9 protein-coding genes are annotated in these 13,365 nt (G+C 60.4%); 4 read left to right on the top strand and 5 right to left on the bottom strand.

What is annotated here, in order from left to right; all coding sequences use genetic code 11:
• Positions 1–570 precede the first annotated feature (570 nt).
• Positions 571–825 carry a helix-turn-helix domain-containing protein gene (locus tag OKB87_RS22765; protein WP_017410478.1) on the top strand — a complete coding sequence of 85 codons (255 nt, stop codon included), beginning with the start codon at positions 571–573 and terminating at the stop codon, positions 823–825.
• Positions 825–2,144, top strand: a complete 1,320-nt coding sequence (locus OKB87_RS22760; protein ID WP_047437768.1) for a type II toxin-antitoxin system HipA family toxin — start codon at positions 825–827, stop codon at positions 2,142–2,144. Before OKB87_RS22765 ends, OKB87_RS22760 begins: the two co-directional genes overlap by 1 nt.
• Positions 2,145–2,563: 419 nt before the next feature.
• Here OKB87_RS22760 and fhuB read toward each other — a convergent pair whose 3' ends face one another.
• The 5 genes from fhuB to OKB87_RS22735 form a co-directional block, all read right to left on the bottom strand.
• Complete coding sequence (gene fhuB / locus OKB87_RS22755) at positions 2,564–4,546, bottom strand: Fe(3+)-hydroxamate ABC transporter permease FhuB (protein WP_270828585.1); 1,983 nt, start codon at positions 4,544–4,546, stop codon at positions 2,564–2,566.
• Complete coding sequence (locus tag OKB87_RS22750; RefSeq protein WP_270828584.1) at positions 4,543–5,469, bottom strand: ABC transporter substrate-binding protein; 927 nt, start codon at positions 5,467–5,469, stop codon at positions 4,543–4,545. Before OKB87_RS22750 ends, fhuB begins: the two co-directional genes overlap by 4 nt.
• Positions 5,470–5,487: 18 nt before the next feature.
• Positions 5,488–6,252 (bottom strand): ATP-binding cassette domain-containing protein, encoded by a 765-nt coding sequence (locus tag OKB87_RS22745; RefSeq protein WP_270828583.1) that lies wholly within the window; start codon positions 6,250–6,252, stop codon positions 5,488–5,490.
• Positions 6,253–6,274: 22 nt separating this feature from the next.
• Complete coding sequence (locus tag OKB87_RS22740; protein ID WP_270828582.1) at positions 6,275–7,933, bottom strand: multidrug ABC transporter permease/ATP-binding protein; 1,659 nt, start codon at positions 7,931–7,933, stop codon at positions 6,275–6,277.
• Positions 7,934–8,012: 79 nt separating this feature from the next.
• On the bottom strand, positions 8,013–10,121 hold the full coding sequence (locus tag OKB87_RS22735; RefSeq protein ID WP_270828581.1) for a TonB-dependent siderophore receptor: 2,109 nt from the start codon (positions 10,119–10,121) through the stop codon (positions 8,013–8,015).
• Between the two features lie 383 nt (positions 10,122–10,504).
• Here OKB87_RS22735 and mioC point away from each other — a divergent pair, with 383 nt between their 5' ends.
• A complete protein-coding gene (mioC, locus tag OKB87_RS22730; RefSeq protein WP_029302499.1) occupies positions 10,505–10,954 on the top strand; it encodes an FMN-binding protein MioC in 450 nt (149 codons plus the stop codon).
• A gap of 509 nt (positions 10,955–11,463) precedes the next feature.
• Positions 11,464–13,353: a tRNA uridine-5-carboxymethylaminomethyl(34) synthesis enzyme MnmG gene (gene mnmG, locus OKB87_RS22725; RefSeq protein ID WP_270828580.1), complete on the top strand. Its 1,890-nt coding sequence runs from the start codon at positions 11,464–11,466 to the stop codon at positions 13,351–13,353.
• The last annotated feature ends 12 nt before the right edge of the window (positions 13,354–13,365 follow it).

Genomic DNA, 13,365 nt, shown 5'->3' with positions numbered 1-13,365 from the left:
CTGATGGATCCAACCCCTCCGCTGCTATAGTGCAGTCGGCTTCTGACGTTCAGTGCAGCCGTCTTCTGAAAACGACACAATATAAGTGGTTTCAATATGATTTTCGAGAGGGTATTAAGTGGTTTTAATGGGGTATACCTTTTTAGAACCACCACATGACGATCGAAACACAACCTTTCGATAGCCTTTTGATCTGACAGCACAAACTTTAAGTGTGATCCGTCATCACAAAGTCGCTTTTGAGTTGTATTTGAGTATTTAAGCGACGTTGCTCACCATTCCTGATCTGCTGAATGGGATGCCAAAGGAGGAAATCTACAGAAGCTGGGCTTTGAGGTGAGTCATCTTTTCGACTCACCGAACAAGCCAGCAGCCAAGCGTAGCGCGGCAGTTCTTTACCCCATGGCTTGGTAATCTCCCCGTCTGCTGTTCTCTTACCCGCTATAGGGGATAAATGTTAGATACCGCCTACAGCGTGTAAGTTACATTTACCTCCTATAACAGGTAAATATTGATATACCTGCCATAGCGTGTAAATTGGAAGAAGGCACGCTACCAGGTTGTCGAATCATGAAAGTAACCAGCGCCAAGCAGCTGAGCGCCTGTATCAAGGATGCCAGGCTTTCTCAAAAGCTCTCTCAAGGCAAAGTGGCCGAGAAAGTAGGGATTAGGCAAGACACAGTCTCCAGCTTCGAGCTCAACCCTGAGTCCACCAAGCTGGAGACCCTGTTCAAGATCCTCGCGGCACTCGAGTTGTCAGTGGATATCAAACCCCGCAATGAGTCATCCGAGAGTCCGGCATCGGGCTGGAAGGAGGAGTGGTAATGGCCAATCTGGCTGTCTATATGAACGGCTATCGGGTAGGCACATTCACCAAAACTACCAGCGGCGCCCATCATTTTCAGTACCATGAGTCATGGCTAGCACAACCGGGCAGCCGTCCGATCTCACTCTCCATGCCATTGCGCCATCAGACCTACCGGGGCGATGAAGCCTATAACTTCTTCGACAACCTGCTGCCAGATAATACGGAGGTGAGAAACAGGGTTGTAGCACGCTATCAAGCGGCATCAACCCAGCCCTTCGATCTGCTCAGTTGCATTGGCCAGGATAGCGTAGGGGCATTACAGCTGGTTACCGAAGGGCACGATGTTCCAGATGTCAGGCGAATCGACTACAAGGCACTTTCCGATGACGAGCTCGAGCAGATCCTGACCAGCTACAAATCAGGAATCCCTTTGGGGATGGTCAGGGAGCAAGAGGAGTTCCGGATCTCTATCGCCGGGGCGCAAGAAAAGACTGCACTGCTCTATCTCGATGGCCGTTGGTACTTGCCACTCAATGCAACGCCGACAACCCACATAATCAAACTCCCTATCGGCAAGATTGAAAGCCACTCCTACTCGATAGACCTCTCCCAGAGCGTAGAAAACGAATATCTCTGCACTCTGATTGCCAAGGAGTTTGGTCTACCCGTACCTCACTGCTTCATGATGCAGGTTGGCCAGGTCAAAGCACTGGCTGTGGAACGCTTCGACAGACGTTACGCTGCCGATCGCAGTTGGATCATGCGCCTTCCCCAAGAAGATTTCTGTCAGGTATTGAATGTTCCGTCAGCACGGAAATACGAGAACCATGGAGGACCGGGGATCACTGACATCATGAAAACCTTGCTGGGCTCTGCGACACCAGAACAGGATCGCTACCTATTCATGAAATCTCAGGTCCTGTTCTGGCTGCTGGCGGCCACCGATGGCCATGCAAAAAACTTCTCGGTCTTTATTGAGCCGGAAGGGCGTTTTCGCCTGACCCCTTTTTACGACATCCTATCTGTCTATCCAGTATTTGGCGGCCGAGGCCTCAACCGAAGGGACGCCAAGCTCGCTATGGGCCTAGCAAGCAGCAAGGGAAAGAAGTACGCCATTGAGCAGATATTCCCGCGTCATTTCTTCCAAACGGCGAAAGCTGTGGGATTTGAGCGTTCTGCTATGGAAGAGATCCTGACAGAACTGGCCAACTCCGTTGATGATGTTATTGAGCGCGTTACACAGCAATTGCCAGCAGGCTTCCCCGATACCATCAGCAGCACCATTCTAGAGGGCCTAAAAGCCCGCTCAGCCAGGCTGATAAAGGGCTGGGATTAAAATGGCGGTATGTGGGATGACTGCACGGTTAGCCAAACTACCTATGGGAAACTTGCACGGTTCGAAGAGTAAAGCGGCTTTCCAGGTTCCGGACGGTGCTATAGTCGGTTCAAAATATGTTCAAAACTCACTTAAAAGGCGGCTTTGACTGCGTGTGGTGGCATCGCGTTGATTCATATGGGAAGGCTGCACGATCGAGAATGGACTATGTGGGAACGCTGCACGATGGCAGAAACCCGTGAGCGGCCTCTCAATATGCTGTTTTAGTTACTTTTACCCCAAGTGGCCCCCGAAAAGTCACTAACATATTGAAGATAATAAATTATTTACATTCTGCATCGGCAAATAACGCCGCACGGCAGGCAATAAAAAGCCCGGGTTCATCCCGGGCTTTTTTTGTGCATTGTTCATCCACCAACCTAGAGGCGGCGCAGGCACCACATGAAGTAAGCGCCCCCTAACAAGGTGGAGACCAGCCCCACCGGCACCTCCTGCGGGAACAGGATCTGCTGGCCAATCCAGTCCGCCGACACCATCAGCAGGGCGCCGGAGACGGCGGCACCGAGCAGATGCCAGCGTGCCCGCACCAGCCCCATCAGTTTGGCCATGTGCGGTGCCAGCAGGCCGACGAAGGAGAGCGGCCCCACCACCAGGGTCGCGCTGGCGGTGAGCACGGCCACCAGCAGCAGGATGGCGAGCTGGGCCCAGTTGAGCCGAATGCCGAGCGCGGCGGCCACCGCCGGCCCCATCGGCAGCAGATCGAGCCAGCGACTGAGCAGCAGGCAGGCTGCCAGCAGCGTCAGCGCCAGCACGACCAACCCGCCGGCAATCGGCAGGGTGACGTAATAGGTGGAGCCGGACATCCAGGAGAGCAGTTGCTGCACCCGCAGGTCACCGTTGGCCAGCGCGATGGCCTGCAGCGGCTCGAACAGCGCCGTGATGGCGATGCCGGAGAGCAGCAGCCGCTCCGGCTGGAAGCCGTGGCTGCGATTGACCAGCAGCAACAGCAGCAGACAACCGAAGGCACCGAGCAGGCCGCCGGCCAGCATCATGGGCAGCGGCAGGGCGGGCAGCAGCAGCGCCGTGGCAATCACCCCCATGAAGGTGCCGCCACTCACCCCCAGCAGCTCGGGGCTCGCCATGGGGTTGCTGCTGACCCGTTGCAGCAGGGTGCCCGCCAGCGCCAGCAACACGCCCGCCGCACCGGCCGCCAGGGTGCGCGGCAGCCGCCACTCCAGCTGGGCCTGCCAGCGCAGCCAGCTCGGCCAGTGCCAGCCGTCCATCCCCTGTCCAAACAGCAGGGAAGCGATCACCGCCAATACCAGCCCCATCAACATCAGGCCGACAAGGCGGACCGGTGCCGGGTGGCGGGCCACCAGCAGGGCGGCATTCGCCTTCGGCGTGCCCGATTTGATACCCAGGCGCGGGATCAGCCCCAGCAGCAGTGGCGCTCCCAGCAGGGCCGTCATGGCGCCGGTTGGGATGAGTACAGAGCCGCTGCGGCTCAGGGATTGCAGCAGCAGATCGGTGGCCGCCAGCAGCAGAGCGCCCAGTAGCGGGGCCCACAGCAGCCGCAGGGCCAGTTTTCTTACCCCCAGCAAGCGCACCAGGGCGGGCGCCGCCAACCCGATGAAGCCGATCAGCCCCACCACGCTCACCACGCAGGCGGTGACAAACACCGCCAGCCCCAGCCCGGCGAAACGCAGGTGTTGAAGGGAGACCCCCAGACTGCGGGCGCTGGCATCATCCAGCTCCAGCACCGCCAGCGGGCGCACCAGCACCGCGGCCAGCACGCCAGCCAGCAGCAGACGGGGCAGCAGGTAGCTCACCCCGCTCCAGCTGTTCTGCACCAGCGAGCCACTGCCCCACACCAGCAAGCCTTTCAGCTCCTCCTGAAAGAACAGCAGGAGCCCCATGCTGATGGCCGCCAGATAGAGGTTGATCACCAGCCCGGCAAAGACGATGACCACCGGATTGAGCTGGCGATGCCAGGCCAGGGCAAACACCAGCCCCATGGCGAGGCTGCCGCCGGCCATGGCGATCCACTCCCGCCCCAGCAGCAGCCAGGAGGGGGCAAACAGGGTCACCATCATCAGTGCCAGCTGGGCACCGGAGGCCACCCCCAGGGTGGTGGGCGAGGCCAGCGGATTGCGCAGCACCTGCTGCATCAGGGTGCCAGCCAGCCCGAGGGCGGCGCCGGCCAGCAGGCAGATGGCAAGACGCGGCAGCCAGCTGAAGTGAACCACCGCCTGGCTGGCATCGGTCAGATCCGGTGACAACAGGGTCGCCAGCCAACGCGCCACCGGCAACTGACCGGCCAGCTCCCAACCGGCGAGCGCCAGTGTCAGCCCCAGCAGCAGGCTGACAGGCAGTCGCAGCGGCAATGGAAAAATCCGGTTCATTGCAGCCCCTCCCCGCTTTGCCCATCCCGCTGCAGCGCAGTACTGAGCTGCACGGCGAAGCGGCGCGCCGCCAGCACGCCGCCAAAACTCCACACCGCAGGCAGATGCAACACTGCCGCCGCCCTCACCTGTGGCAGCTGTTGCCACAGACCGGGATCCTGCAGCCGCTCGCTCACCCCGACCGGGATCGGATCAACCACCACCAGTCGCGCTTGCGGCAGCGCCATCAACTGCTCCAGGCTGGCCACGGCAAAGCCCCAGGCATTGGTTTCCCCCTGCCAGCCATTGCGCAGGCCGAGCCGCTGCATCACCGCCTCGAACAGGCTGTGGCGGCCAAATACCCGCACATGGCGCTCATCGATGAACTGCACCACCAGCAGGGGCGGCAGATCGACAGGCAACGCCGCCCGCATCTGCGCCAGATCCTGGTCCAGCCCGGCCAGCAGTTGCTCGGCCTCGGCGGTTTTGTCCACCAGCGCGGCGATGGTCAGGGTCGCCTCATGCAGCCGCTGCCATAGATCGGCATCCGGCTCGTAGAGCGCAATGGATTGTACCGGCGCGATGCGGGAGAGGGTCGGTGCCAGCGGGGCCGCCAGCGGCGAGATGAGGATGCGATCGGGTTTGAGCTCGGCCAGCAGCTCGCGGTTGGGCTGGGCACGCTGGCCGATATCCACCACGGCGGCCGGCAGCAGCGGTTCGCCGACCCAGGCGCGGTAGGAACCGACATCCCCCACCGCCAGCGGCGTCACCCCGAGCGCCAGCAGGGTTTCGGCTATGGTCCAGTCGACGGTGGCGATACGGGGTACCGACTTCACAGCATCGGCTTGAGAAAGGTCTGCAGCGGCAGGCATCGCTGGCTCGGCCTGCAACATGAGCGGAGCCAAGAGGCAGCAGAACCAGCCAACTTTCTTGAATAAGATCATCGAGATAACAAGCCTTATCTAAACGATGGCGATGGCGTGGTCATGGGCCGGGTGGCGAATGACCTCCATCGGGATGCCATAGATGGCGTGCAGGGTCTCGCCGGTCATGATCTGTTCGGGTTCGCCGTGGGTCAGCAGGCGGCCGGAGTGCAGCGCCACCAACCGATCGCAGAAGCGGGAGGCCATGTTGATGTCGTGAATGACGATGATGACCCCGAGCTTGAGCTGACGGCTCAACTGCTTGACGAGCGTGAGCACCTCCACCTGATGGGCTACGTCCAACGCGGCCAGCGGCTCGTCCAGCAGGATGAAACGGCTCTCCTGGGCCAGCAGCATGGCCAGCCACACCCGCCCCCGCTCGCCGCCAGAGAGGGTATCCACCAGCCGGTCGGCAAAGCGTTCGGTATGGGTCAGCGCGATGGCCCGTTCGACCTGGCGGTGATCCTCCGCCCCCATCCGGCCCAGCAGGCCACGCCAGGGGTAGCGGCCCATCTCCACCAGCTCCCGTCCGAGCAGGTTTTCGGCGCTCGGCAGATGCTGGGGCAGATAGGCCACCTGACGGGCTAAGTCGCGCGCCCCCCACGCAGGCAGCGGCTTGTCATCGAACAGGATCTCGCCGTCACTGAGCGGCTGCTGGCGAGCCAGCAGCTTGAGCAGGGTGGATTTGCCCGAACCGTTGTGGCCGATGAGGCCATAGACCTTGCCCTGCTCGAAACAGAGATCGGTGGGGTGCAGCAGCGTGCGGTCATTGACCGCGAAGCTGGCTGATTTCATCTCAAACATAAGCGGTTCCTGTTGGCCGGGTTCAAACCGGCACCTCTGCATTCAAGTCACAATCCAGATGGGCGACCGCATCGCGGCTCACCAGCTCGCGCCGCTCGCCGGTCAGCTCGCTGAGCCGGCCCTGGCGCATCTCCAGCAGCCGGTCGGCCTGGGAGAAGTAGAGATCGTCGTGGCTGATGGCGATCACGGTCTTGCCCATCTCCTTCAGGCGCGGCAGCAACAGCTGATAGAAGATGCGGCGGAACTGGGGATCCTGATCCGCGGCCCACTCGTCGAACAGCATCACCTCGCGCTGCTCGGCCAGCGCCAGCAGCAGGGCGACCCGCTTGCGCTGCCCCTGGGAGAGGTCGATATCGGCGATGACGCCATCTTCGATGGTGAGCTTGCTGCCCATCTGCAGCCGATCCAGCCACTCGGCCACCAGCTCATCCTTGGGTTCCGGCCCCAGAAGGTGCTGGAACAGGTGATAGTCGGTGAAGATGGCGGAGAACAGCGCCAGATAGGCGTTGCGATCCGTGACCGGCTCCCCATCCAGCAGGATCCGGCCCGATACCGGCTGATAGAGGCCGGTCAGCAGCATGGCCAGGGTCGACTTGCCGGAGCCGTTGCCACCGATGATGAAAAGTTGCTCCCCCCGCTCGATCACCAGATTGATGGGACCCACGGCGAAACCGCCCTCCCCCTGATAGTGAAAGCTCACCTGCTCCAGCTCGATGCGCTGCCAGATGCGGGGTGCGGACGGCAGCGGGAAGTCGGCGTCCGGCGCGGCCAGATTGAGCGCCGCTATCTTGTCGAACGCCACCTGGGCAGAGAGCAGGGTCGGCAGGGCGCCAATGCCCTGCAGCAAGGGGGTACGCAAGAACAGCAGAGTCAGCGCGAAGGTGGCGGCCACCTGGGTGTCGGCCCAGCCCAGCCCGTTGGCCAGGAAGAAGACCAGACCGATGGCCCCCAGCATCATGATATTCGACCAGTTCACCGCGCTCAGGTGATAGGTGTCGGCGCGGATGATCTGCTGGCGGTAGTCCTGTGCATTCTGCTGATAAAGCTGGTGGTAGACGAAGTGGGCCCGCTCGCGGTTGAGCGCCAGCTCCTTGCTGCCGGCGATGATGGCCTGATAGTTCTGATAGAGCCGATCCTCGGCCTGACGCATGTGGGAGAGATGGCGATAGACCCGGTTTACCAGCAGCCAGCCCACCACCATGGTGAAGGTGACCCAGAGGGTGGTGACGCCGAGCAGGGCCGGCGACAGCCAGCCGAGGTAGAGGGCCGACCCCAGGGTGAGCACCAGCCCCTGCACCAGCTCCGGCAGGCGCACGAAGGCGATGGTGATCTGGCCGATGTCGCTGGAGAGGGAGGCCAGCAGCGGCCCCTGGCCAATCTGGCGCAGGCGGGCGACATCGGTATCCAGCAACTGCTTGAGCAGGCGGCCGCGCAGCCGGTAGACGAAATGATGGCCGAGGGTGGTCAGCGCCAGCTGAGAGCCGAGCGTGATCACCAGCAGCAATAAAATGAGGCCGATCAGCTGACCGAGCACCGGCAGCGGATCGCCAACTGATTCGACGAGAGACTGATTGATAAAGGCAATGACACCAATCCCGCTGACGGCACTGAGCAGGCTGAGCAGGGTAATGGCGATGAAGGGCCAACGATATTGGCGATAAACCAGAGACAAGAGTTCCATAACGGACCGGTATTCCAGAGAAAGCAGAGCAACTGCAGATGAAAAGAAGGGCGGGAACCCGGTTCCCGCCCGACTTCGATTACCAGCGGTAGTTGATGCTGCCCACTACGCTGCGCGGCTCGCCGTAGTAGCAGTAGTAGTCGCAGCTGGCCACGTAGGTATCACCCAGCAGGTTGTTGACGTTGAGCTGAGCCCGCCAGTTCTTGGCAAAGTCATACCCGATCATCGCATCCCACACGGTATGGGCCGGCACCTCGGCCGAGCCATAGATGGGGGTGTAGTCCGCATTCACGGCGCCTATGCCGACGCTGGAGCCGACATAGCGCACGCCGCTACCCAGTTCCAGACCGGAGACCGGACCCTGCTGCACCTTGTAGTTGCCCCAGAAGGAGGCCTGGTGGCGCGGGATCAGACTGGCACGGCGATCGCCCTTGCCGGTGTCGTTGGTCTTGGCATCGGTATAGGTGTAGGCGGCGGTCAGGCGCAGCGCCTCGGTGGCCTGCACGCTCCCTTCCAGCTCGACGCCCTGGGAGGTCACTTCACCGGCCTGGGTCTGCTGGCCGGAACCGGTGGAGACCAGCGAGTTGGTCTGCTCCAGATCAAACAGGGTCAGGTTGATGTAGCCATCGAGGAAGCTCGGCGCATACTTGACGCCGGTCTCGTACAGGGTGCCCTTGAGCGGCTTGTAGGATTGGCTGGTGTTGGGGTCGATCCCCGGCAGCACCTCGAACGACTCGGCATAGGCAATATAAGGAGAGAGACCGTTGTCGGCCAGGTACATCAGGCTGCCGGAGAGGGAGAGCTCGTGATCATACTGCTTCTCGTTCTTGCCCTTGGCTTCGCTGATGTTGTGGGTCTCCACGTAGTCGAAGCGACCGCCGCCGGTCAGCAACCAGCGATCGTCCCAGCGGATCTGGTGCTGGGCGTAGAGACCGCTCTGGCCCTTGGTGCTCTTCTGGTGGGTGGCGGTGGATTCATCAAAACCGGGGAAGCCGCTGTAATCCGGGTTCATGGTATTGATGGAGCCCATGCCGTAGTTGTCGGCCTCCTGGCCTTCATTGACATGGCGCTGCAGATCCACCCCCAGCAGCAGGGTCTGCTCAGTGCTGTCGGTGTTCCAGTAACCCACCATCTGGTTGTCCATGGTGGCGCTCTTGGTGGTGCCATCGCGATAGACCAGACCGCGGAAGGCGGTGGTGCCTTCATAGGTCGGGAAGATATAGGTCTGGCGCAGCAGCAGATCGTTGTAGTTGAAGCGGACGTTCTGCTTGAACTCCCAGGTCTGGTTGAGCTGGTGGGCCAGCTCGTAACCGGTGGAGATCTGGGTGTTGCGGTTGCGATCGTAATCCGGCTGGCTCAGGTTGGTACTGGGATCGATCTGGCCACCGCTGGTATTGAGGGTGCCGTAAACCGGGAAGAAGCCGTTGGTTGGCACCCCTTCGTCGTGCAGGAGGCTGGCCAGCAGGGTCAGGCTGGTACGATCCGAGAGATCGAAGGTCACGCTCGGCGCCAGATAGACGCGATCGTTGTAAGTACCATCCAGCACGCCGTCACGCTCTTTATAGAGAGCAACCATGCGGTAGCGGCTGTTGTCGGTCAGCGCATCGGAGACATCCACCCCGATCTGGCGGTGATCCCGGCTGCCCAGCTGCAGATCCAGCAGCCCCTGCGGGGTGGCGGTCGGCCGCTTGCTGATGGCATTGATCACGCCACCGGGAGGCGCCTCGCCGTAGAGGATCGAGGCCGGCCCTTTCAGGACTTCCACACTCTCCAGGCCGAACGGCTCCGGCGTCCAGACATAGTAACCGGTGCCGAACAGGCGGTTGCCGTCCAGATAGGAGGCTGCATCGAAGCCACGCACCTTGAACCAGTCGGTATTGTTGTCGGAGCCATAGAGGCCGCTGAGCACGCCGGAGCGGTAGCGCAGGGACTCGTCAAGCTGCTGCACGGCGTGCTGATCCAGGTCCTCGCGGTTGACTACGGAGACGGCGCGAGGCGTCTCGGCCATCGGCACTTCCACCTTCATGGCGGTGCCGGTGACCACCATGGTCTCGCTGGCTTTGGGCAGTTCTTTCGGTTGTTCGGCCGCCAGCACGGGCAGGCTGGCCAACAGGCAGGAGAGCGGCAACAGTTGCTGTGCGCCTCTCTTTCGCATTGCTGCGATGGGGGTGTCTTTTTGCGCAATCATAGTAAGTGTCTCAAATATCAATGAGTTGTTTCTGATTTCTTATTATTGGTGCCCGGTCATGCCGGTAGCCCGGTTCCTCAGGCGAATAAAGCAGCGACATGCTACTACAGGAGCCATGATCGAATCGATTCAATAATTGCTAATCATTTGCATCTGCATTGTTACTTAACGTATCAAGGCGTCGATTGAGCAGCATATGAAGAGGGGGAACAGATCTTTTTCTGCCAGTCGGCAAGAAGGCGTCAACGGAGCGTCGGGGATCCCCATTGATGGGACAAAAGCACCGAGGATCCATTATCCCCAAGCTTTATCCATATTTATCCACACCCTTTGGCGGTAGAATCCGGCTTTCCCTCGCTTCGTCTGAAATCAGGATCCATTCCATGGCCAAACTCAATCTCGTCGTCGGTTCCATGCTGGGAGCCGCCGAATATGTCGCAGACCACGTCGCCAGCTTGCTGGAACAGGCAGGCCATCAGGCCGAGATCCACAATCCGGCCAGCCTGGCCGAGGTGCTCGCCGAGCCAGAAGCCATACTGCTGGTGGTCACCTCGACCCACGGCGCCGGCGATGTGCCGGATAACCTGCAGCCCTTCGCCAAGGATCTTGCCGAGCAGCATCCGGATCTTAAAACATTGAAATATGGCGTGATCGCGCTGGGTGACAGCAGTTATGACACCTTTTGCCAGGGCGGCAAGACGCTGGATCGACTGCTGGCCGAGTGCGGCGCCAGCCGGATTGGAGATCGTCTGGACATCGACGTGACCCAGCACGAGATCCCGGAAGATGCCGCTGAAGGCTGGATCCGGGACTGGTTGGCATTGATCGCCTGAACGGGGGTGGGAGATCCGGTAAAAAAGGCCTTGATCTCCCCGCTTATCCCCAGATCGCTATCCACCAGGTTATTAACAGATGGATCCGGATAAGTTGTTCTACGCCGTTACCCACAACACCGCCGAAAAATGTGTATAACTATGGTGTAAAACTCTGTAAAACCTATAGTTATCCATGTATGAGATCCAGAGCGGCAAGCCTCTGTGTATAAAAACCCTTGTTATCCCCCAGTTCACCGGGCCAGGATCCAAGCTTTTCCACAACCTGGGATCATCTTTAACACGATGATCTTTATGATCAAAAAGTGCTTATCAACAGAAGTGATGGATCCTAATAAAAGATCCAATAAAAGATCGATCTAAAGATCCTTAAGATCTATTTAGTGGATCCTCCCTCCATACTGAACGCTAAGTAGACGTTCCCCTCAGGGCGTGAAACAGATAGAATGTTCCGCCCTTCAGCCCAGGCAAATAAAGATCTTCAGGCATGCAGATCAAGGTGATCCCCAATGCAATACCATGAACAATTTGATGTGATCGTCGTTGGCGGCGGTCATGCAGGAACCGAAGCAGCAACAGCGGCAGCCCGGATGGGGCTGAATACCCTGTTGCTGACCCACAATATCGATACGCTGGGACACATGTCCTGTAATCCGGCGATCGGCGGGATCGGCAAGGGACACCTGGTCAAGGAAGTAGATGCCCTCGGCGGGATCATGGCGCGCGCCATCGATCTTGGCGGGATCCAGTTCCGCACCCTCAACTCCTCCAAAGGACCGGCAGTGCGCGCCACTCGTGCCCAGGCGGATCGCCTGCTGTACAAGGCCGTGGTACGCCAGATGCTGGAGAACTACCGCAACCTGAAGATCTTCCAGCAGGCCTGTGACGATCTGATCATGGACGGGGATCGGGTTGCCGGCGTGGTCACCCAGAGCGGGATCCGCATCAGTGGCAAGACGGTAGTACTGACCGTCGGCACCTTCCTGAACGGCCTGATCCACATCGGGATGGAGAACTACAAGGGCGGCCGCGCCGGGGATCCTCCCTCAATCGCCCTCGCCCAGCGCCTGCGGGAACTGCCGCTGCGCATCGATCGTCTCAAGACCGGCACACCGCCGCGCATCGATGCCCGCAGTGTCGATTTATCGGTGATGCAGGTCCAGTACGGCGACGAACCGCGTCCGGTCTTTTCCTTCATCGGCGACGCCAGCCAGCACCCACGTCAGGTACCCTGCTACGTTACCCATACCAACGAGCGCACCCACGAGGTGATCCGCAACAACCTGGATCGCAGCCCCATGTACGCCGGGGTGATCGAGGGGATTGGACCGCGTTACTGCCCGTCGATCGAGGACAAGATCACCCGTTTTGCCGACAAGACGGCGCACCAGATCTTCGTCGAGCCGGAAGGCCTGACCACCCACGAACTCTACCCGAACGGGATCTCCACCAGCCTGCCGTTCGACGTACAGGTGCAGATCGTCCGTTCCGTGCGCGGCTTCGAGAATGCTCACATCACCCGTCCCGGCTACGCCATCGAGTATGACTTCTTCGATCCGCGGGATCTCAAGGCCAACATGGAGAGCAAGTGCATTCCAAACCTGTTCTTCGCCGGCCAGATCAACGGCACCACCGGCTATGAAGAGGCGGCAGCCCAGGGTCTGCTGGCCGGTCTGAACGCCGGTCTGCGGGCGCAGGAGAAAGATGCCTGGCATCCGCGCCGGGATCAGGCCTACATCGGCGTGATGATGGACGATCTCTCCACCCTGGGGACTCGCGAGCCCTACCGCATGTTCACCAGTCGCGCCGAATATCGCCTGCTGCTGCGCGAAGACAACGCCGATCTGCGTCTGACCGGCATCGGCCGTGAACTGGGTCTGGTGGACGACGAGCGCTGGGGCAAGTTCAACGCCAAGATGGAGCAGGTGGAGCAGGAGCGTCAGCGCATGCGCTCGACCTGGATCCACCCGCAGCATCCGTCGCTGGAGGCGGTCAATGCTCTGGTCAACACCCCGTTGACCCGCGAGCAGAGCCTGGAAGAGCTGCTGCGTCGCCCCGAGGTGACCTATGAGGCCCTGATGGCCATCGAGGGGGTCGGTCCGGCCCTGCCCGATACGGCAGCCGCCGATCAGGTGGAGATCCAGATCAAGTACGCCGGCTACATCGAACGCCAGCACGACGAAGTGGAGAAGCAGCTGCGCAACGAGAACACCCTGTTGCCGCTGGACATGAACTACCGCGACGTCAACGGCCTCTCCAACGAGGTGATCGCCAAGCTCAACGATGCCAAGCCGCAGACCATAGGTCAGGCATCCCGCATCTCAGGCATCACCCCAGCGGCCATCTCCATCCTGCTGGTTCATCTGAAAAAACACGGCCTGCTGCGTAAAACCGCCTGAGGATCCTACCGT

The organism is Aeromonas sp. Y318-1 (genome assembly GCF_027706125.1).
GTDB lineage: Bacteria > Pseudomonadota > Gammaproteobacteria > Enterobacterales > Aeromonadaceae > Aeromonas > Aeromonas hydrophila.
This window is presented reverse-complemented; position numbering and strand designations above follow the sequence as displayed.

Bases quoted from the DNA above. Each gene is read 5' to 3' on its own strand.
- OKB87_RS22765 (WP_017410478.1), top strand. From the start codon at position 571: ATGAAAGTAACCAGCGCCAAGCAGCTGAGCGCCTGTATCAAGGATGCC.
- OKB87_RS22760 (WP_047437768.1), top strand. From the start codon at position 825: ATGGCCAATCTGGCTGTCTATATGAACGGCTATCGGGTAGGCACATTC.
- fhuB (WP_270828585.1), bottom strand. From the start codon at position 4,546: ATGAACCGGATTTTTCCATTGCCGCTGCGACTGCCTGTCAGCCTGCTG.
- OKB87_RS22750 (WP_270828584.1), bottom strand. From the start codon at position 5,469: ATGATCTTATTCAAGAAAGTTGGCTGGTTCTGCTGCCTCTTGGCTCCG.
- OKB87_RS22745 (WP_270828583.1), bottom strand. From the start codon at position 6,252: ATGTTTGAGATGAAATCAGCCAGCTTCGCGGTCAATGACCGCACGCTG.
- OKB87_RS22740 (WP_270828582.1), bottom strand. From the start codon at position 7,933: ATGGAACTCTTGTCTCTGGTTTATCGCCAATATCGTTGGCCCTTCATC.
- OKB87_RS22735 (WP_270828581.1), bottom strand. From the start codon at position 10,121: ATGATTGCGCAAAAAGACACCCCCATCGCAGCAATGCGAAAGAGAGGC.
- mioC (WP_029302499.1), top strand. From the start codon at position 10,505: ATGGCCAAACTCAATCTCGTCGTCGGTTCCATGCTGGGAGCCGCCGAA.
- mnmG (WP_270828580.1), top strand. From the start codon at position 11,464: ATGCAATACCATGAACAATTTGATGTGATCGTCGTTGGCGGCGGTCAT.